General features: G+C 37.3%; 15 protein-coding genes. 4 read left to right on the forward strand and 11 right to left on the reverse strand.

Features of this window, described 5'->3' with window-relative positions:
• From ugpA to ACFIK6_RS02570, 5 genes are all read right to left on the reverse strand, one after another.
• Complete coding sequence (ugpA, locus tag ACFIK6_RS02550) at positions 1-885, reverse strand: sn-glycerol-3-phosphate ABC transporter permease UgpA (RefSeq protein WP_375641646.1); 885 nt, start codon at positions 883-885, stop codon at positions 1-3.
• A gap of 95 nt (positions 886-980) precedes the next feature.
• Positions 981-2315, reverse strand: coding sequence for a sn-glycerol-3-phosphate ABC transporter substrate-binding protein UgpB (gene ugpB / locus ACFIK6_RS02555; RefSeq protein WP_375641647.1), 1335 nt, complete (start codon positions 2313-2315; stop codon positions 981-983).
• A 969-nt stretch (positions 2316-3284) separates the two neighbouring features.
• Positions 3285-4007: a glycerophosphodiester phosphodiesterase gene (locus ACFIK6_RS02560; protein ID WP_375641648.1), complete on the reverse strand. Its 723-nt coding sequence runs from the start codon at positions 4005-4007 to the stop codon at positions 3285-3287.
• A gap of 171 nt (positions 4008-4178) precedes the next feature.
• The gene (guaA, locus tag ACFIK6_RS02565; RefSeq protein WP_375641678.1) at positions 4179-5735 is read right to left on the reverse strand and encodes a glutamine-hydrolyzing GMP synthase; all 1557 of its coding nucleotides are present in this window, start codon (positions 5733-5735) and stop codon (positions 4179-4181) included.
• 131 nt (positions 5736-5866) lie between these two features.
• On the reverse strand, positions 5867-7153 hold the full coding sequence (locus ACFIK6_RS02570; protein ID WP_375677326.1) for an RsmB/NOP family class I SAM-dependent RNA methyltransferase: 1287 nt from the start codon (positions 7151-7153) through the stop codon (positions 5867-5869).
• A gap of 521 nt (positions 7154-7674) precedes the next feature.
• On the opposite strand from ACFIK6_RS02570, the gene ACFIK6_RS02575 reads away from it, so the two are divergent.
• Positions 7675-7821 (forward strand): hypothetical protein, encoded by a 147-nt coding sequence (locus tag ACFIK6_RS02575; protein WP_375656618.1) that lies wholly within the window; start codon positions 7675-7677, stop codon positions 7819-7821.
• A 176-nt stretch (positions 7822-7997) separates the two neighbouring features.
• Here the strand turns inward: ACFIK6_RS02575 and guaB are convergent, their stop codons facing one another.
• From guaB to ACFIK6_RS02590, 3 genes are all read right to left on the reverse strand, one after another.
• Positions 7998-9497 (reverse strand): IMP dehydrogenase, encoded by a 1500-nt coding sequence (gene guaB, locus ACFIK6_RS02580; protein ID WP_375656617.1) that lies wholly within the window; start codon positions 9495-9497, stop codon positions 7998-8000.
• A 149-nt stretch (positions 9498-9646) separates the two neighbouring features.
• The gene (locus tag ACFIK6_RS02585; RefSeq protein WP_375677327.1) at positions 9647-11218 is read right to left on the reverse strand and encodes a phospholipase D family protein; all 1572 of its coding nucleotides are present in this window, start codon (positions 11216-11218) and stop codon (positions 9647-9649) included.
• Between the two features lie 350 nt (positions 11219-11568).
• Positions 11569-12954, reverse strand: coding sequence for a sigma-54-dependent transcriptional regulator (locus ACFIK6_RS02590; protein ID WP_375641652.1), 1386 nt, complete (start codon positions 12952-12954; stop codon positions 11569-11571).
• A 253-nt stretch (positions 12955-13207) separates the two neighbouring features.
• Here ACFIK6_RS02590 and ACFIK6_RS02595 point away from each other — a divergent pair, with 253 nt between their 5' ends.
• On the forward strand, positions 13208-13567 hold the full coding sequence (locus ACFIK6_RS02595) for a hypothetical protein (protein WP_273722518.1): 360 nt from the start codon (positions 13208-13210) through the stop codon (positions 13565-13567).
• A 280-nt stretch (positions 13568-13847) separates the two neighbouring features.
• Here ACFIK6_RS02595 and ACFIK6_RS02600 read toward each other — a convergent pair whose 3' ends face one another.
• Together ACFIK6_RS02600 and ACFIK6_RS02605 are read right to left on the reverse strand one after the other, a co-directional pair.
• Positions 13848-14840: an SIS domain-containing protein gene (locus ACFIK6_RS02600; RefSeq protein WP_375677328.1), complete on the reverse strand. Its 993-nt coding sequence runs from the start codon at positions 14838-14840 to the stop codon at positions 13848-13850.
• Between the two features lie 39 nt (positions 14841-14879).
• The gene (locus ACFIK6_RS02605; protein WP_375677329.1) at positions 14880-15770 is read right to left on the reverse strand and encodes a UTP--glucose-1-phosphate uridylyltransferase; all 891 of its coding nucleotides are present in this window, start codon (positions 15768-15770) and stop codon (positions 14880-14882) included.
• A gap of 266 nt (positions 15771-16036) precedes the next feature.
• On the opposite strand from ACFIK6_RS02605, the gene ACFIK6_RS02610 reads away from it, so the two are divergent.
• Together ACFIK6_RS02610 and ACFIK6_RS02615 are read left to right on the forward strand one after the other, a co-directional pair.
• Positions 16037-17293, forward strand: a complete 1257-nt coding sequence (locus ACFIK6_RS02610) for a lytic murein transglycosylase (protein ID WP_375677330.1) — start codon at positions 16037-16039, stop codon at positions 17291-17293.
• Between the two features lie 14 nt (positions 17294-17307).
• Positions 17308-18384, forward strand: a complete 1077-nt coding sequence (locus ACFIK6_RS02615; RefSeq protein WP_375677331.1) for an SGNH family hydrolase — start codon at positions 17308-17310, stop codon at positions 18382-18384.
• 165 nt (positions 18385-18549) lie between these two features.
• On the opposite strand, the gene ACFIK6_RS02620 is transcribed toward ACFIK6_RS02615, so the two are convergent.
• Entirely contained in the window at positions 18550-20574 is a 2025-nt protein-coding gene (locus tag ACFIK6_RS02620; RefSeq protein WP_375641657.1) for a M3 family metallopeptidase, read from the reverse strand.
• Positions 20575-21087 lie beyond the last annotated feature (513 nt).

Genomic DNA, 21087 nt, shown 5'->3' on the forward strand with positions numbered 1-21087 from the left:
CTAATATTGTACACGGCGCTCAATCCAGCGAAACTGGATAAACGTTAAGACAATAACCATCAACATCAATATTGTTGATTGTGCTGCTGATGCACCGATTATTTGATTTCTAAAGCCATCATCATATACTTTATAGACGAGGATGCTCGTTGCACGCGCAGGACCTCCAGAAGTGGTATTATCAATAATACCAAAAGTATCAAACATAACATAATTGATATTGACAATAAGAAGGAAAAACGTCGTTGGTGAAATTTGCGGGAAGACCACTGTCCAAAATCGTTTAAAGGGACCAGCACCATCAATGGCGGCTGCTTCTATTTGAGAACGCGGAACAGACTGAAGACCTGTAAGAAAAAAGAGAAAATTGTAAGAAATTTGTTTCCAACTAGCCGCAATGACAATAAGAATCATTGCTTGAGTGCCATTAATACGATAATTCCATAGCACCCCTATTTTCTCGAGAAGAAAAGGGATAATTCCGATGGTGGGATGAAAGATAAACAGCCACAATATACCTGCCAATACTGGAGCAACAGCATAGGGCCAGAGCAAAAGCATTGTATACGCCTTTTTTGCACGGATGACACGATCAACACAGACAGCTAAGAGAAGTGATATTGTCATTGAAGCGACAGTAACGGAGATGGAAAATACTGCGGTTGTAAGAAGTGATTGCCGATAAGTAGGATCAGAAAGAACGGTTAGATAATTTTCAAAACCAATAAAGGTTGTTGTAAAACCAAAGGGGTCTTCACGCTCAAAAGATGATTTTATTGCCTGAGCAGCAGGCCAAAAGAAAAACAAAAAAGTCACAAGAAGCTGAGGAAAAAGCAGTCCGTAAGAAAGTAGACTATTTTTAAAATATGCTTGTTTTTCTTGCATTCGTAGGGCTCTTTAAATGTAGAGACTTTAAAAAGGTAAACAAAAAGGACTCAACTGTTTTTGTTGAGTCTTTAATGTTTAACAATAAAACGAAATTAATGATTAGACTTTTCAAATTCACGCAAGAGTTTATTTCCACGTTCAACGGTCTCATCTAAACCATCTTTCGGTGTTTTTGAACCACTAAGAACAGCTTCCAACTCTTGATCAAGAATGGCTCGGATTTGTGGTAAATTACCAAATCTTATCCCCTTCGAGTTAACTGTTGGTGGATTAAGATTAATCTGTTTGATAGCTATATCCGCACCTGGCGTTTTTTCATAGAAATGTTGTTTTTTGCTCAATTCATAAGTCGTTTTTGTGGTTGGAAGATAACCTGTTTCCTGATGCCATTTTGCTTGATTTTCTGTTTTTGAAAGAAACTTAAGAAAAGCAGCTGCCCCTGCATATTCCTTCGGGGTATGGCCCTTAAACGCCCAAATAGAAGCGCCCCCAATAACTGAGTTTTGTGGTGTTCCTTCTGTATCCTTATAGTACGGTAGCATACCAACCCCCACATTAAACTGAGCTTCAGAAACAATTCCAGCATGTGATCCCGAAGATTGCATAAAAATTGCACAATTTTGTGCCATAAACATTGGTGTTGAATCTAATGCACCTGCTGGACCACCATAACGGAAAATACCTTGATCAGACCACTTTTTTAGGTCAGTCCACATACGCACTTGTAAAGGTCCATTAAATGTAAGTTCTGAATCAAGTCCTTTAAAGCCATTTTCCTTCGTTCCAAAAGGAACATTATGCAACGCTGAAAAATTTTCTATACCAATCCATTGAGCGGCATAAGCCATTGTAAAACCACAAGTTGCCGCTTTAGTCTCAAGAATTTTTTTGGAAAAGTCTTCTATATCTTGCCACGTTTTAGGAGGCTGTTCTGGATCAAGCCCGGCTTTTTTAAAGATATCTTTGTTATAATAAAGGATGGGTGTTGAAATATTGAATGGCATAGAGACGATACGTCCCTGTTCATCGGAGTAATAACCACTAATAGCAGGGAAATAATCTTTAGGATCAAATTCTTGTTTTGTATCAGCCATAAGTTGATAAAATGGGTAGATTGCGCCTTTTGCAGCCATCAGAGTTCCAGTACCAACGTCATAAATTTGAGCAAGCACTGGCTGTTTCTTTCCACGAAATGCTGCAATGAGTGAAATCAACCCCTCTTCATATTCGCCGCGAAATGAAGAAATAACTTTATACTCAGATTGACTTGCATTAAAATCGTTAATAAGACTTTCTGTTTGCTTTCCTAATTCACCACTCATAGAATGCCAAAAGCTGATTTTTGTCTGCGCAAAACTTGCTGTTATTCCCGCTGTGGACATTATGATAGCAACCGTGGCCGCTATGGAAAGATAAAAACGACTCATGGTTCACCCTTTCTGAAGTGATGGAATACAAACTACCCCTAAATTTATAGTATTACACACGAACATGCTATGAAAGTTTTATTTCACAGATAATACATTTTCTCATTTAAACAGGAACCACCAAAAGGTCAAATGAATTTGTTTAAATTTATTCATTTTCTTTTATAAGCTTTCTTAATGTATTAACGAGATACGCGTTTGTAACTATCTGAAAAAAGTGAAATGGCTTTAATAAGCAAAGTCAATTGGTGAAAAGATATAGATCATAAATGTCATTCAATGACTATTTTAATATCTGAATTTACTTTTTTAAAAAGAATTGTTTATTCTTTTGTTATTTATTTTATAATCTTCGGCTTATAACTTTAACACGATGTTGCTACTGAATTTAACGAAGAGATAAATAGTATTTTTCTTAAAATTAAGAAAATCGTTTTTAAGCGCTTAATAAGCTCCTTCCCTGTAGCGAGATCACACCCATCACGCAAAACAAAATGACTCTGTATTACCAATTTCCATGCTGTTAAAAAACCTTTTAATACATCTACATTTCATGATAACACCTATAAAATAAGCCATAAAGCCTCTCCACTAAAGTATATAAGACTTTTTGTATACCATCATTTTTACACTTCATAAAAGTGCAAAACAACACCATCACATGAGACCCAAATGCTTCAACAAGTCTTGCATTTAAAATACGTTAAATGAATATTTTTATTCTTTTCTCAATAATTTTTATCCACACACCAACCCTGCTTATAATGTGCAAACGAATGATTTTGATTGATTCATTGGAAAAAGATCTAAAATAAGAGAATCTTACGTATTAATGTCTCTTTTTCGCATGAAAAAACTATTAATTATCATTATAAATCAATGTATTATTGTTATATATTAGGTAATTTTTCTTCTTTCATTACGCTAGCTTTATGAGGATATATAGTTCCTTTTGTGTTGTTGTATTTTTTACCTTTGTGCACGCAATTGCAATGCGAGATCAGGTTGATCTGTCGTAATGTAATGTACAGGCATATCAAGCCAATGTGATAACCGAGCTTTTCCATTAATTGTCCATACCCCTACAGTAAAACCAGCCTCAAGAGCTGATTCAATAAAGTTCCGTGAAACAATAGAGCCATCTAAACTTAGATCAGAATAACCTAATTGCTTCCATTCAGAAAAATGACGGTACATATCACCTTTAAAATTATCAACACATGGACCAGATGGTATTCCCGCTTCAATAAAAGGACGGAGGATAAAAGGATCAAAACTAATTGCAGAAACCCGTTCTGATAAATTTCGGTTTTTTATTAGCGCAAGCGCTTTTTGGGATAATATTGTTTCACGCTCCACTTCACCACATGTCTTGATTTCAAGATGCAATGCAACATTCGTTGGTGCTAAAAGATCAAGCACCTCTTCTAATAAAGGGGGGGCTTCTTGGCTTCCTTTTACGCAGAGCTGTTTGCGTGTTTCATTATCAATGTCGTGAATATACCCCTTTTTTCCAACCAATTGGTCTAGACGAAAATCGTGAAAGACAACCACTTCACCGCTTTTCAGCAAATGAACATCACATTCAACTTCATCGACACCTAACGCTATAGCATTATTAAATGCCGAAAGGGTATTTTCAGAATAAAGATGAGCTCCACCACGGTGTGCAACAATTTTTTTCTCAGACATGCAAAATTCCACACTTCTCAATTTTAAACGATATTGACGTACAGATTGCCAGATACCGGCTTATATCATATGAAAATACACAATCATTTTTAAATGATTTTTTCTACACTTTTCGAATATCAAATACTCAGTCATATTTTATTCTTAAAAAGACTTACCCTTCATCTTTAATTATTCCCATTCAATAGTACTAGGAGGCTTTGAGGTTACATCATATACAACACGATTAATCCCTCTAACTTCGTTAATAATACGTGCTGCCGTCTTACTTAAAAACGCCATATCATAGGGATAAAAATCAGCAGTCATTCCATCTACAGATGTGACGGCGCGAAGAGCACAAACAAATTCATAAGTGCGACCATCGCCCATCACGCCAACAGTTTGAACAGGAAGAAGAACAGCAAAAGCCTGCCAAATTTCGTCATAAAGACCGGCTTTACGGATTTCCTCAAGATAGATAGCATCCGCTTCACGCAAAATTTCTAATTTTTCACGGGACACAGTACCTGGACAGCGAATTGCAAGACCAGGACCTGGAAAAGGATGGCGACCAATAAACTGCTCTGGTAATCCTAACTCTCGCCCTAGCAAGCGAACCTCATCCTTAAAGAGCTCACGCAACGGTTCTACAAGTTTCATATTCATCTTTTCTGGTAGCCCACCCACATTATGATGGCTTTTAATGGTTACCGTTTTACCAATAGCAGACACACTCTCAATAACATCTGGATAAAGTGTTCCTTGTGCTAAAAACTCTGCACCTCCTAATTTTTTAGTTTCTTCTTCAAAAACTTCAATAAAAAGACGACCTATCGTTTTGCGCTTTTTTTCTGGATCTGTCTCACCTTCTAAAGCATTAAGAAACATATCGGCAGCATTAACGTGAATAAGCTCTATATTATAATGATCACGAAAGAGCTTGAGAACTTCTTCAGCTTCATTCTTGCGCATCAGCCCATGGTCTACCAAAACGCATGTCAGTTGATCTCCTATAGCTTCATGAAGGAGTACCGCTACAACAGATGAATCCACTCCCCCTGAAAGACCACAAATTACACGACTTTTCCCAACTTTTTGTCGTATCGTAGCAATGGCCTGCTCACGATAAGAAGCCATTGACCAACTACCTTTAATAGCAGAGATCTTATGAATAAAATTTTGCAAAAGTTTTGTACCATCTGGTGTATGGATAACTTCAGGATGAAACTGTACCGCATAAAAATGTCTTTTTTCATCAGCAATAGCCGCATAAGGAGCTCCTTTTGAAGTTCCTATGACACGAAAACCTTCTGGTAAAGCTGCCACACGGTCACCATGGCTCATCCATACTTGATAATGAGAACCTTTTTCCCACACTCCATCAAAAAGGGCACTCTCTTCTTGCACTTCCAAAAAAGCACGCCCAAATTCACGCTCATGTCCAGCTTCAACCTTTCCTCCAAGCTGAACACACATGACTTGTTCACCATAGCAAATACCCAGAATCGGAATACCCGCCTCAAAAATTTCCATTGGAGCACGCGGAGAGCCCTCATCAATAACGGAATAAGGACTCCCTGATAAAATAATAGCTTTAGGATTTATGCGGCGCACAGCTTCTAAAGCCAATTGAAAAGGGGCAATTTCACAATATACCCCCATTGCTCGTACCCGTCGTGCAATAAGTTGTGTAACTTGTGAACCAAAGTCAATAATAAGAACAGTGTCTGGATGTGATATGCTCATAGAAAACCAATCAATAATTGTAAAAGAAAACTCATGAGAGTTATGATTCAATCTTTCTCTTTTCACAAGCCTGTTTTCTTAAGAAAAAATTATTCTCGTAAAATTTATGATAAAAAATGCAAAAATATGGATCAATGTTTTTTTTGCAACACAGATAAAAAGAAACCATCTGTTTGTGTTGTTGCGGGCGATAATGTCAGTCCATAATTTGAAAAAACTGGTTGCACCGGAGAAAAACTAAAATGTTTCTGCCAAAGTGCTGGCATATCTATTGGAGAAAAATGAGAATGTTGTTGAAGGAAATGGGCAATTTGTTCCTCATTTTCATCTGCAAAAAGAGAACAAGTAATATAGACTAGGCGCCCATTTGGCTTAAGATAAGCTATCGCTTCATTCAAAATAGCTCTCTGTTCTGTTTGGCGTTGTTTTACCTGCTCTAATGTTAAACGCCATTTCGCATCTGGACGACGACGCCATGTTCCTGTCCCACTACAGGGTGCATCCAGTAGAACTCTATCCATCTGACCCATTAATGATTTTAATTCTTCTTTTTGTGCTCGTATTTGTACATTACGAACACCAGCGCGTCGAAGACGATCAAAAATAGGAGCCAAACGAGCTTTGTCTGAATCATAAGCATACATTTGCCCACGATTATTCATATCGGCAGCTAAAGCTAATGTTTTACCCCCAGCACCTGCGCAATAATCTAATACCTGCATGCTTTCTCGCGCTTCCACAAGGTGAGCAACAATTTGAGATCCTAAATCCTGTATTTCAAAGTGTCCTTTTTGAAAAGCTGGTTCCACTTGAACATTAGGATGACGATTAAACTTTTCAATTGGTGCAATTCTTAAAGCTTTCCCAAACCATGGAAAAGATTTAAGTCTGATTTTTGCTAATTCTTTCAGCACCTTCTCTGGTGTTGCTTTTAAGCTATTTACCCGCAAATCTAAAGAAGGACGCGTTGCTAGCGCAGCCGCTTCAATGACCCAATTATCGCCAAATAAAGGACGCAGATGCGCTTGACACCATTGCGGAATATCACCACGAATATAATCTGGAGCATCCACTAATTGCTGACCTTGCCACGATTTACGCTGTTTAGCCCCTAATAACTGCGGCGCAAACCTATCTTCGGCCAACTCACCGTCAATTTGCTCCAGCGTCATTTGTCCAGCATCTAATAAGGTAGCGAAAACAATATCTCGGATATCATCACTTTCTATACGCCATTGTAAAGAATAACGTCGTCTTAAAACATCATAAACGATTGTACCAATGGCTGCGCGATCACCTGCTCCAGCAAAGCGATGAGAAAGGCCCCAATCCTTTAAAGCTTCTCCTACTGGGCGATGCTTCATTTCTATCTCTTTGAGAACATCTATTGCTGCTTGCAAACGCCCACCTAATCGCATTCATTTCTCCCATTAAAATAATAAAATTTTAAATTGTCTAAAAAAATAATATTATCGTCTTCTTGCCAATGAAACCTTCTCAAAGCCATAAAAATTTACATTCAATATTAAAATGATCGATCATACTTTTTTATAAGATCTAATTTAGAGCATCTAGATTTTTCCTTTCATCTTCTGCCCATTCGCTATTCGCTTTTTATCCTTCTACCTCTCATACTAAAAGATACGCAGCCATCCATAAAGAACTTATCTCCGCCATGCCTTACGAAAAAACTAAACTCTTTGATTATTGCGTAAAATAAAATTTACGAGGATTATCTGAATAACAGAAAAAATCAAATATCTCCCATCTTTTGATGGCGATCCTTCTGAAAAAATAGAAAAAATCTTCTCATAAAGTTAAACAAGTTCATCTTACGCTCACCCAAAAATTAACTTTTTAGAAAATGCTTGGAACCACTATTTGGCATGACCGTTTTTACTCTAATGGCAACTGCCAGACAATTTAAAAGGAGAAAATAATGACTTATAATAATGGAAAAACAACTTCATCTAAAAGCCGTCATAACACAATGCCCTCAAACAACGGAAAGAAATCCGTCCAAAGTGATCAGACAAACACTCGCCAACGTGCGTCAAAGACAGGACGGAAGACAACAAAAAATTAATTCTAATTTTATATAACTTATTTCATATAGTCTTAACAGAAAGAATTAGAGTTTTGAGCTCTAATTCTTTCCTTTTTGGGATTATTACACCAAATCACAAACAGAAAAAGCGCGGTCTCCCTTTCTTGTTTGCGGAAGATTTTATTTATGCGATATGACATTAGGCTCTTGTATCTTTAGACTGGCCCACGATAATTTGGACTCTCCCGTGTGATAGAAACATCATGCGTATGACTTTCATGAAGTCCCGCATTCGTAATACGTACAAATGTTGCTTTTTCACGAAACTCTACGAGATCTTTTGCTCCAACATACCCCATCGAAGCACGAAGTCCACCAGCAAGCTGATGTAGAACTGATGCTATAGGACCTTTATAAGCCACCTGCCCCTCCACACCCTCAGGAACCAACTTAAGTTCATCACGAACATCATCTTGAAAATAACGATCTGCCGATCCTCGTGCCATAGCACCAACAGATCCCATGCCGCGATAAGCTTTAAAGGATCGTCCTTGATATAGATAAACTTCACCAGGGCTTTCTTCTGTACCAGCTAAAAGAGAGCCAATCATAGCAGCACAAGCCCCACCTGCTAAGGCTTTAGCAAAATCACCTGAAGCTTTTATCCCCCCATCAGCAATAACGGGAATACCTACCTTATCAGCAATTTCTGCCGCACTCATAATGGCTGCAAGCTGAGGAACACCAACGCCTGCAACAATTCGCGTTGTGCAAATAGAACCAGGACCAATACCAACTTTTATAGCATCCGCACCACTGTCAATCAAAGCCTGTGTTGCTTGCGGAGTCGCGACATTACCAGCAATAATGGCTGGAGAAAACGTCATTTTTTTAATACGCTCAACTGTGTCTAATACACGCTGAGAATGTCCATGTGCAGTATCAATCACTAGAATATCAACGCCTGCATCAATTAATCGTTCAGCCCGCTCAAACCCATCGTTCCCTACACTACTTGCAGCTGCAACACGCAAGCGACCTTGCGAATCTTTGGCAGCGTTTGGATTTAATTTTGCTTTTTCAATATCCTTAACTGTTATCAGTCCGACACAACGATTTTGTTCATCCACAACTAATAATTTTTCAATACGATGATGGTGTAAAAGATACTTCGCTTCATTGAGTTGAACATTTTCACGCACTGTGATTAAATTTTCATGCGTCATTAATTCATAAATTTTTTGTTTGGGATCCGATGCAAAACGCACGTCCCTATTTGTCAAAATGCCAACAAGCCGTCCAGCAGTTTCGCCTTTAGCTCTATTTTCAACAACCGGAATACCGGAAATACCATGAGAACGCATCAAAGATTTTGCTTCTTCAAGTGTTGCATCTGGACCAATTGTGACTGGATTAACAACCATACCAGATTCAAACTTTTTTACTTGGCGGACTTCTTCTGCCTGCTCTGCCGGAGACATATTACGATGAATAACCCCAAGACCACCAGCTTGAGCCATCGCAATTGCCAAACGCGATTCTGTTACCGTATCCATTGCCGCAGAAAGCAATGGCAAATTAAGCTTAATATCCGCTGCAACGCGCGTACTGAGATCCACTTGACTAGGCATAACAAGAGAATGACCGGGTTGTAAAAGTACATCATCAAAAGTCAGTGCCAATGCACCTGTACCCGTTTCAACAATCTTTGCCATAGAAAATTCCTTTTATAATAAAACACCGCAAGGAGCTTTAAAGTACAACTGCGGTTCTCATACATGGTAGATTGGCAAAAAATTATGCCATGCTACAAACAAAATGAAAAGAAAAATAAATATTTTTTTTAAGTGTGGTTTATAAAAATTTACAATTGTGATTCAATAGGTAACCAACTTATTATTTTTGCAAATGCGCGACGCCAAAAATTGCTTTCTGGCTCATAGTCAATGCTATATTTTTTTTCATTTTCAATAAAATCCCAATAAATACGATTATTATCACCAAGACGCAGATGATAGCTCATTTCCCCTGTGGTTTCTTCAGAAAACAACAAATCTAATCTTGCTGTAATGGGAGCACATTCAAAAAGAATGCCCATTTCTGTATTTAATGATGCTGACCTAGGGTCAAAATTTAAAGATCCAATAAAAGCTGTTTTACGATCAATTAAAAAAGCTTTGGCATGTAAACTTGCCTTACTCGATCGAAACAATCGTAACCCATGGGTGTCGCCCTCCGCTTTTAATTCATAAAGATTAACACCACTTTTCAACAATGCCTTACGATACGGTACATAACCACCATGCACCAATGCTACATCAGTAGCTGCTAAAGAATTTGTCAAAATTTTGACATCAACACCCTTTGAAACCAAATTACTAAAATTCTGCGTACCAACCTTACCAGGAACAAAATAAGGTGACGTAATCTGAACCGTTTTTTGGGCATTTCCAATAACCTTTGAAAGTGCCTTCATAAGCCAATTGCTTGCTTTTTTACGCAATGCTTTTTCTGGAGGGTCAGAAAGAACAACAACTTTGTCTGCTAAAAATAACCGCTTTCCTGTTTGGATAAAACAATTAAAGTTAATGTGCTCTTTGACATAATCTAAATAAACTTTTGCAACCTTGGAATCACGAAATTTGCGTAATTTATCCTTCCAATAGCTAAGATCACTTGCGCTTTTAGGGACAACCAAAGTATGAATTGGCAAAACAACAGAACTATTCCAAAAATCATCAAAGATACTTTCTACCTTTTTAACAGAGGGACCGATTAACATCAAATCTAAATCTCGAAAATGGGATTCTTTACCAGCATCAAAATAAGAATCTGCAAGATTACGTCCTCCTACAAAAGCGACCCTGCCATCAACAATAAAAGCTTTATTATGCATTCTACGTGTTACAGTAATTGCCCGTAATATAATTTCTAAACCACGGCGTAAACCACCTTTACGCGATCGCCCTGGATTAAACATTCTCACCTCAATATGAGGATGTTTATCTAGCGCAATATAAGCTGGATCACGTGCCTGAGCATTAATATCATCCAAAAGAAGCCGTACCCGAACACCCCGATCCGCTGCCTCAACTATTTCACTTAATAATAAGCGCCCCGTTAAATCATCGTCCCAAATATAATACATCAGATCAAGACTACGCCCAGCCTCTGCAGCTCCTATTGCACGAACACAAAACGCATCCAAATTGCTGATAATGAGGGAAAGGGCATCTTTATCAATCCCCAATCCATTTTCTTCCTCAGCTAATTGACTGACGATACGATCAAGCTTAGTTTCATCTTTCTGAATAGGTAACGCATAAGAACATTGCCCCCTAGCATTTTTCACAAAACGCCCATAGGTGTAGATTGCCAACATAGATGCAATAAAAAAAAAGAGGACAAAACCAACAACAATCTGCAAAAGAGTCAAAGAGGGTAAACTTTCTATTTTAAACTATCGCATCGTCAGCAATGCAAATGATAATCACTTTATCTTAATCGTGTAGAAGATAAAATGCCACTTCTTGCTTAAGAGAGTATAAATTTAATATTGATGATACAAAAATTTCAGCGGTAGTATTTAAAAGTTTTTAAAAATGCCTCTCTGCTTTCATAAATGTAAACTTAACTAAAATTGTATAAATTGAAACAAACGATTAAAATAGTCACAAATTTTATAATAAATGATTGTTTTCTTAAGCCACCCCCCACGGACTTTATCAAAATCCACTCTACTTTTTGAAACTCATGCCTATCATGAAGAGAAATTTGTTATGAATTTTACTTTCGTTCTTGATTTCTTATTGCTCTCAATTCTTCCATTTTTCTATAAAGTGTAGAGCGACCAATATGAAGGCGGCGCGCAATCTCACTCATATGTCCCTTATAATGTTTAACTGCTTTCTCGATAATATCATGCTCCATCTCTGCAAAAGTACGCACATGCCCATCAGTATTCAAAAATTTTATCGATTCTTGTTCATTATCTTCTTGCATGTTAGCCTCAATGATATTGGGAACATTCATTAATGAATTTCCCATTAATTGCGGAAAATCTCGAACAGTTAATAACGGTCCTTCACTAAGTAAAATCGCACGAAATAAAAAGGTTTCAAGCTCATTTCTATTGCCAGGCCAATCATACTGCATAAGCAAGGAAAGAGCAGATCCTGCTAACCCATGGACATGTGATCGCCCTGTTTCTGTGATAATGCGATCAATCAAACGTTGTGTGATCTCTGGAAAATCATCCCTTAATTCTCGTAAAGCAGGGACGCTAATAGACAAGTGAGAAAATTGTTCAAACAAACTATGCAAAAAAAAGTTCTCATTAACCAAGTCCTTTAAACGCGATGTTGAAATAGCAATGATCCGAAAAGGAAAAAATTCTCCTTTTGTATTCCTTTCCCTTTCTTTAAGGTAATGAGCAAACCGTTTTTGCTGTATGGGCTCAAGTCGATCAATATCACAAAGGCAAAGTGTCCCTTTTTCAAGAGAAGAAACCAATGGTAGAAATTCTTTAAACCACTGCTGATTTTCTTCTTCTGGATCAACGATGGCTGAACATTGAAAACGAATAAAAACACCCTCCGAAAATAATCCCTCATGATGAATCATCCGAGCTAATGTCTCACGTCCTGTTCCAACTTCCCCCTCTATCAAAAGATTCTGTAAAGAAGTTGCTGCTTGTCTCGATTGTTCTAACACTATCTGCATAGCTCTACTTTTTATGCAAAGATCAGAAAACTGTAAATGATTCTCTTTTTTCCGCCGAATATCTCGAACCTCATGCTTCAAGGCAGAAATAAGAGCAAGAATATCCAAAGTAACTCTTACACGTAATAATGTTACTGGATGGATCCAATAATCAATAGCTCCAGCTGTTAAAGCTTTCTGGAGTAAATGCTGATTCTCTTGTTGTGCTATAACGACAATAGGAACAGAAACACCAGCAACTCTAATCATTTTTATCAAATCGCTCACACTCAAATCACTCATAACGACATCAAGGAGTGCAAGCACAATGTTTTTACGCCTGTGTAAAAGATCAATCGTACGGAGACCATTTTCTGCTTCAATGACACGATAACCAAAACCTCGCAGCATAGCAGAAAGTTCTATACGTCTTCCAAAATCTTCACTCGCAACAAGAATGGGACCAACCATAATGTCAATAATCTCCTTTGAGACCACTCAGCGGCTTAATATAAAAATTGTTGTAAACCATAAGAAATATTTCACCTCTTGTGTTTCACTTACGAACTTCATCAAGCTGTCAATTAAATACAACATTAAGGCATTTTTTTCCATTTTTTTGCTTTTTCATTGATTTTCATCAAATTTTTCATATTGACTCATGGGATAATTTAATAATGTTATAGAAACTAGAGAGCAAAATAATCTAAATAGAGTGTAATAAATGAAACATACCTATCATATTTTATGTCTTACAATCACCGCCTTGCTATTAAGCGCCTGTAACTTTTCGCAATATTATAACTCAAATATGCCAACTGGAATTGATGGAAAATGGGTTGATGAGAATGGTATTATTTCTTCTTTCCACAATGGTGTTTTTGAAACACGTGCAGCAGATACAGAAGAAAAACTATCAGAAGGGGCATATAATTATCTCAATGCCCAAAATATAGAAATTGAAATACGCTCTATTCTCCGTGGAACAATTTCTAGAGTCAATTGTACAATGTCATATGACGCCACACAACTTCTCTGCACCTCACATACAGGGGCACAGTTTTTCCTTAAGCGGAAATCTTAAACAAAGTACAAGGGAAGCCTCTCTTAAGAACAGAGCAGAGGGAGCACATACATTAAGCAGGAGGCGATCCTTTCTCCTCCTGATAAAAAATCCTCTCTAAAATACGCAAAGAGGCTGGTATAATCTTTATCCTGAGAATTTTCTAAACATTATGAAATGCGTAAAATAATCGTTTTCTTCCACCAAACATCAGTAAAGCCCCCTCACAATAAAATTGTGACTTTGTATCCTTCAATCTATTTTAACCTAAATAACATTTTATTTGATAGGAAGCTTTAATCTAAACAGCGCCAATGCGCAAAAGATCATGAAAATGAACAATTCCTATCGGTTTTTTATCTTCAACCACGAAAAATGCACCAATATGATGATCATTAATAAAAGCTGTTGCTGCACCAACAAGTGTATTTGGCTTTAAAACTTTAGGAGCTTTGGTCATCACCTCATCAACATTAAATTTTGATAAATTAAAATGCATGTTACGTGCAAGATCGCCATCGGTTACAATTCCGATTAGTTCACCTTCTTGATTCACAACACCAACACAACCAAAATGTTTTTCCACCAAAACATTCATTGCTTCAGTCATAGCTGTTCCTTGCATAACCAAAGGAATATTATCACCCTCATGCATAATATCACACACATATTTAAGGCTTGCACCAAGAGAACCACCAGGATGATATATTTTGAAATCCGTTGCGGTAAAACCACGCATTTCTAAAAGAGAAACCGCTAATGCATCTCCCATTGCCAATTGCATAATTGTTGAAGTTGTAGGGGCTAAACCATGGGGGCAAGCCTCTTCTATCTTTGGTAATAATAGCACAATATCAGCTTGTCGTCCTAACACAGAGTGCTTACTTGATGTCATCGCAATAAGGGGGATACGAAAACGCGCCGCATAACTCATAATACCACTTAACTCTTGAGTTTCACCAGACCATGATAAAGCAAGAATAACATCACCAGATCCAATCATACCAAGATCACCATGATTGGCTTCTGCAGCGTGAACAAAAAAGGCAGGAGTTCCAGTTGAGGCTAAGGTTGCTGCAATTTTTGTCCCTATATGACCACTTTTTCCAAGACCCGTAATGACCACATGTCCACGAGCATTTCTAATAGTTTGAACAGCTGCTTCAAAAGAAGAAGAAAGACTTCCCAGAAGAGCTTTTTCAAGGGCTTCAAGCCCCTGCTTTTCACTGGCCAGTGTATTAAGTGCTGATGCAACAGCACCTTGCAAAGCCATATGAGGAGACGATATTATCATAATTAAATTCGATCAATAAAATTAAATGAGAGACCTATATCATTTTTCAACACTAATGGTTTCCAGTAAATTTTTCAATGAAGCAGAAACGTGGCTGTGCATATCAGCGCGCGCCAAAGAAAATGCAACGTTGGCTTCAATGAAACCCGCTTTAGAACCGCAATCAAAAGTGCGCCCTTCTACTTGCAAACCCCAAAAATCCTGTTCGTTTGAAAGCCTTATCATCGCATCCGTTAGTTGAATTTCATTTCCTGCTCCTCGTTCTTGAGTGGAAAGAATATTAAAAATTTCTGGCTGCAAAATATAACGTCCATTGATGTACAAATTTGATGGTGCCGTTCCAAGCGCTGGTTTTTCTACCATTTTTGTGATTTCAAAACCATTTGCAATCTGTTTTCCTTTCCCCACAATACCATATTTATGGGTTTCTCTAGGATCGCATTCTTGAACTGCTACAATATTTCCTCCACCCACCTTTTCATAAAGACTAATCATCTCAGAAAGGCAGCCCTTTTTGGCTTGAATCAGCATATCGGGTAATAACAAAGCAAAAGGTTCGCCTGCAACTAATTCACGCGCACACCAAAGAGCATGCCCTAATCCCAAAGGTTGCTGTTGCCGAGTGAAAGAAGTTGACCCTGGTAATGGCTGTAAACGGTATAAATGTGCAAGATCTTCTTTCTTTCCACATTCAGCAAGTGTCGTGTATAATTCAACTTGCGCATCAAAATAATCCTCAATGACGGCTTTGTTACGTCCAGTCACAAAAATAAAATGCTCAATACCAGCTTCCCTCGCCTCATCCACAACATATTGAATAACAGGTTTATCAACAACTGTTAGCATTTCTTTAGGAATTGTTTTGGTCGCAGGAAGAAAACGCGTACCAAGACCTGCTACTGGGAATACCGCTTTCCGGATTTTACGCACACTCATCCTCCTCAATGAATTCATATAACTTTTTTATTTTATTTATCATATGTTTTTACGAAATGGTAAAAAAGATATCTTATTGTTTTGATTATCATTATAATGGGCAATCAAAAATGTAAAAAGAGTATGAGAATTTATTGAAAGGATTAAAACGAATTGTTTATTTCAGTTTTCTCCCCTTCTTGATCATATTATCGATTAAACTAAATACAAAATAAAGTTATTGCACATCTAATAAATTGAATATTAATGGGGATTTCAAAATGCAAAAAACAGAATTGAAGACTTTCTCTTTTTTAGAGAAGTCCATAAATTGGAGAACTCTTCTCACTGGCTCTGCCGTTATTTTTTCTGCTTTTTTAATGTTTTTTGTATCCCTTTCATATGCTGATAGCGGATTTAAACACTGGATTAAAGAATTTAAAAAAATAGCTATTGCTCACAATATTACCCCTTCTACGTTTCATATGGCGTTTAAAGGTATTAATGCAATTGATCCAGAAGTTCTAAAAAGTGCCGCATACCAACCGGAATTTGTTGCTCCTTCATGGAACTATTTCGATAATCGTGTCCATGATATTGCAATTGAGGAAGGACGGCGCCAAACTCAAAAATGGAACAAATGGCTTCTTCAAATTGAAAAACGTTTTGGTGTTGACCGCAATATTCTGCTTGCTATTTGGTCAATGGAAAGCAACTATGGGAAAGTTTTAGCTAATAAAAGTGTAATGCGTGACACCATTCGCTCTCTTGCAACTTTAGCCTATGCTGATAAAAAACGTGCAAAATATGCATATACACAGCTGATTGCTGCTATGAAAATTCTACAAAGTGGCGAAATTAAACGCTCTCAACTCACTGGATCTTGGGCCGGTGCATTGGGGCATACACAATTTATTCCAAGCAGTTATCTCGCCTATGCAGTTGACATGGACCAAGATGGACGGCGTGATATCTGGAACTCTGTTCCAGATGCTCTGGCTACTGCTGCTAACCTTCTCCACAAAAATGGCTGGCAACCTAATCTTATTTGGGGAGTAGAGGTAAAAGTACCGCAGGGGGAAAACCTCCCTGAAGGCTGGTATTCCTTTGAACAATGGAAAAAATTAGGTGTAAAACACGCAAATGGGCATCCTCTTCCTACATTAGCTGAACAAGCAATATTAAAATATCCAGATGGAGCAAAAGGGCCTATATTTTTAGTCACAAAAAATTTCTTTGTTCTGAAACGTTATAATAATGCAGATCGTTATGCATTTGCTGTTGCCCTTCTTGCTGATCGCATTGCCGGACATCCTGGATTAGTGAATGATTGGCAAAGACCTTTTCAACCTCTTACTTTTCAAGAATGTAAAGAACTGCAATCTCGCTTAAGTGCACTGGGCTATTATAAAGGGAATGTTGACGGAAAAATTGGAACAGCTTCTCGCAAAGCAATTAAAGCTTTTCAACTGCGTCACGGTCTAAAAGAAAATGGATACCCATCATCTCAAGTGCTTTTTCTCCTTCGCAAACAATAATGGAGACTAAGGTTTTGTCTTCTTTTCGCCTGATATACTTGACATTATTGCTATTTTCACTTTCTATTGTGGGGATCTTACAGCCATCCCCAAGTAAAGCAACGAACTTCTTCAAATGGTTATCACAACATAACAAACAAACACAACAACCACCGCAAACTATAGAACAAAAAATAGATAAGCCGCAAAAAAAGATTTTAACACAAAAAAACATACAAAAACTAAAAAATGAGAATGCAGAGCGCATTCTTGTCATAGGGGATTTTACAGCTTCTGCTGTTGCCGATGCACTTAAGAAGTTTTTTATAAATAATAGCGATATCGTTATCATGAACAACACAATGCCAGCTTCCGGCTTAGTTCGAACGGATTATTATTCTTGGCAAAGCAATATTTCTAAACTTATTGATCAAAATAACCCCGATGTTATTATCATGATGATCGGTGCAAATGATAATCAACCAATCACAGACTCTTATAACACAATTAACACAGATCAATCAGAATGGATGCGCATCTATAAACAAAGAATTATCGAAATTGCTGAAAGTCTTCATGCCTCTGGAAAATCATGGATATGGATAGGTCAGCCTTCTTTTGGAAATGACCTTTTGACACAAAAAATGAAATTTTTTAATGAGCTCTACAAACAAGAAACAGAAACAGCAGGAGGATATTTTCTTGATATCTGGAGCGGCTTTAGTGATGAGGCAGGAAATTTTTCTTTTTCAGGCTATGATATTAATGGAAAAATAACCAAATTACGCACCAATAATGGCATGCATTTCACCTCTGAAGGAAAGAAAAAACTTGCCTCTTATTTAGAAAAACCATTGAAAAATATTTTAAATTTTTATGCTTTTTCCCATGAAACTCCTTACTCAACCGATCAAGCTATTCAAAAACTTACACAAGAGTCAGAGAATCAAAAGCGGAGTAATAGTATGCGCCAGCCTCCGATGAACCTCGATGATATGGCACAACAAAATACTCACCTTTTAGGCAAAAGAAAGTCAAGTTTTATAAAAAAATCATGGTTTCCACCAAATGGGTATCAAAAAGATCGAGCTGATGATTTTTCTTTCCCATAATGTCTCTTTAAAAGACAAAATCTAATTTCCTCTATAAACAAAAAGCGAATAAGATAAAAACTCTGTTTATAGAGCTAATGAAAAGAGCTTGTGCATAAATCGCAACTGCATCTTTCGAATAAGATGAAAACGGCATGGTGTTAACCATACCGTTATATCTTATACTTATAGTCCACGTTTGTTAATCATTGCCTCTGGTAAAGGCATCCGTCCCCGAAAAGCTTTATAAAGTTCCTCTGGATCACAACTTCCTCCAGCGGAGTAAATAAAACGTTTCAACTTATCAGCAAGCTCTGAATTAAAAACATCTCCTGTTTCTTCAAAAGCTTGAAAAGCATCAGCATCAAGGACTTCCGACCACATATAAGAATAATAACCAGCGGCGTAACCATCACCTGAAAATATATGCGTAAAATGTGGAGGACGATGACGCATAATAATTGTGTCGGGCATTTGCAGCTTTTCTAATTCTTGGCGTTCAAACATTGTTGGATCAGTGACTGTTACGCCTTGATGAAAAGCCATATCCACGAGAGCTGATGAAGTAAATTCAACTGCAGCAAAGCCAGCATTAAATGTCTGTGCTGACAAAACCTTATCCATTAATGCTTGCGGCATAGGATGTCCTGTTTTTGCATGCGTAGCATAAGTTTGTAAAATCTCTGGTACAGTTAACCAATGTTCGTAAAGTTGAGAAGGCAGCTCAACAAAATCACGCGAAACCGATGTTCCCGATACAGATGGCCATGTAACATCAGAAAGCAAACCATGCAATGCATGCCCAAATTCGTGGAAAAGCGTACGCGCATCATCAAGTGATAAAAAAGCAACTTCCCCTTTGGGTGGTTTAGCAAAATTACAAACATTGTAGATAATAGGCTTTTGTCCGCCATCCAATTTATGTTGTGATTGCAAACTACTCATCCACGCACCGGACCGTTTTGAAGAGCGTGCAAAATAATCACCAATGAAAAGCCCAAGTAAACTTCCATCAGATTTCTTTACTTCCCACAAACGTGCATCAGAATGCCAAAGTGCAACAGCGTTTTTTTCTTCAAATGTAATGCCAAAAAGTTTTTCTGCTACCCCAAAAGCTGCTTTAATCATACGATCAAGCTGAAAATAATATTTAACCTCAGCGCTATCGAAAGAAAGTTTTTCAGTGCGAAGTTTTTCAGCATAATAACGCCAATCCCAAGCAGCTAAAGATTCATTGCTGCCCTGATTGTTGGCAAAATTTTGTAATTCAATTTGCTCAGTGGAAGCCTTTGATCTTGCGCGCTCCCATACAGGCATAAGCAAATCCATAACGGAATCAACACTTTTAGCCATGGTATTATCGAGCTTCAAATCTGCGAAAGATTTATATCCCAATAATTTAGCCTGCTCATCTCGAAGCGCAACAATCTCTACAATAATTGTTTTATTATCATTCTTGTTATTATTTTCACCACGTTTAGCCCAAGCTTGGAATGCAACCTCACGCAAATCACGACGATCAGAGAATTTTAAAAAAGGTTCAACAATCGAACGTGCTAGTGTTAATGCATACGCTTCTTCATTACCTCTTTCACACGCAATTTCCTTCATTGAAGCAATAAGATCTTGCGGTAAACCAGATAAGTCTGTTTGTTTTAAAAACAAAATCCATTCAGCTTCATCATTTAAGACATTTTGTCCAAAAGTAGCATTTAAGAAAGCAAGTCTTTCATTAATTTCCAAAAGCCGTTTCTTAGCTTTTTCATCGAGCTTTGCCCCATGACAAACGAACTTTTTCCACCATAATTCAAGAACACGTGTTGTTTCACTCTCAAATATGCCCAGCTGCGACTGTTTATAAAGCACATCTATTTTCGCAAATATCCGCGCATCCATCATCATTTTTGAAGAATAACGAGAAAGTTTTACAACAAATTCTTGTTCTAGCTGTTGAATTAGTACATTCGTATGAGCACTGGTGCGCAAGAAAAATATTGAACAGACACGATCAAGCGCTTTGCCACAAAGCTCAAAAGGCTGCAAAAAATTCTCAAGCGTTGGTGGTTCTTGCACCATCGCAATCGCCTCTAGTTCTTCTTCGGCTTCTTGAAGTGCCTGTTCAAAAGCGGGTTTAAAATCTTCATCACTTATAGAAGAAAAATCAGGAAGACCTGAAAATCCCTTCCAGTCCAGCACTGCTGCTTTTGTCATAATATTTTATGTCTCCATTATAAATTTAAGCTGTAACAATTATCTTTACGACACAAATTGATAATATACTAAAATTATTTCGTGAGTTTCAAAACTACCTTTCAAAACGCTATTGAATAAAAAACCTGAAAATTGTAAAATTCTTTCATTTCAAACCATATTATATTGAAGCAATGAAAATTATTCGCTCGCACATCACAATAGAATTGCATATTAATAAAAATACTTGAAGAAAGGCATAATCTCCACTCTTTATAAAAGATTGCTGTAGATTCTTTTGAAAATCGCAAAACTACATTAAAGAAATGATGATAAAAATCAGAACTGATTTTTACAGTTACGCTTTTTATCCTCAAATTAAGCTGTATTCTCGTTTTAGTGATTCAGAAACTTGTTTATAACTTATAATTTACCCTTGACTTTACTTGAAATATTAACAATTGGGAATATAGCTGGGGGGGTTTTTAAAATCTTCCATAAACTTTTGTTTTTATCTCATCTATTATCTAGATT

It is taken from the genome of Bartonella sp. AS69XJJH (genome assembly GCF_042195585.1).
Lineage (GTDB): Bacteria > Pseudomonadota > Alphaproteobacteria > Rhizobiales > Rhizobiaceae > Bartonella.

What these genes read in the sequence shown, in the direction of transcription:
- guaB (WP_375656617.1), bottom strand. Translation starts at nt 9,497, where the DNA reads ATGGCAAAGATTGTTGAAACGGGTACAGGTGCATTGGCACTGACTTTT.
- ACFIK6_RS02590 (WP_375641652.1), bottom strand. Translation starts at nt 12,954, where the DNA reads ATGGTTGGTCCCATTCTTGTTGCGAGTGAAGATTTTGGAAGACGTATA.
- ACFIK6_RS02620 (WP_375641657.1), bottom strand. Translation starts at nt 20,574, where the DNA reads ATGACAAAAGCAGCAGTGCTGGACTGGAAGGGATTTTCAGGTCTTCCT.
- ACFIK6_RS02560 (WP_375641648.1), bottom strand. Translation starts at nt 4,007, where the DNA reads ATGTCTGAGAAAAAAATTGTTGCACACCGTGGTGGAGCTCATCTTTAT.
- ACFIK6_RS02570 (WP_375677326.1), bottom strand. Translation starts at nt 7,153, where the DNA reads ATGCGATTAGGTGGGCGTTTGCAAGCAGCAATAGATGTTCTCAAAGAG.
- ACFIK6_RS02575 (WP_375656618.1), top strand. Translation starts at nt 7,675, where the DNA reads ATGACTTATAATAATGGAAAAACAACTTCATCTAAAAGCCGTCATAAC.
- ugpB (WP_375641647.1), bottom strand. Translation starts at nt 2,315, where the DNA reads ATGAGTCGTTTTTATCTTTCCATAGCGGCCACGGTTGCTATCATAATG.
- guaA (WP_375641678.1), bottom strand. Translation starts at nt 5,735, where the DNA reads ATGAGCATATCACATCCAGACACTGTTCTTATTATTGACTTTGGTTCA.
- ugpA (WP_375641646.1), bottom strand. Translation starts at nt 885, where the DNA reads ATGCAAGAAAAACAAGCATATTTTAAAAATAGTCTACTTTCTTACGGA.
- ACFIK6_RS02610 (WP_375677330.1), top strand. Translation starts at nt 16,037, where the DNA reads ATGCAAAAAACAGAATTGAAGACTTTCTCTTTTTTAGAGAAGTCCATA.
- ACFIK6_RS02600 (WP_375677328.1), bottom strand. Translation starts at nt 14,840, where the DNA reads ATGATAATATCGTCTCCTCATATGGCTTTGCAAGGTGCTGTTGCATCA.
- ACFIK6_RS02595 (WP_273722518.1), top strand. Translation starts at nt 13,208, where the DNA reads ATGAAACATACCTATCATATTTTATGTCTTACAATCACCGCCTTGCTA.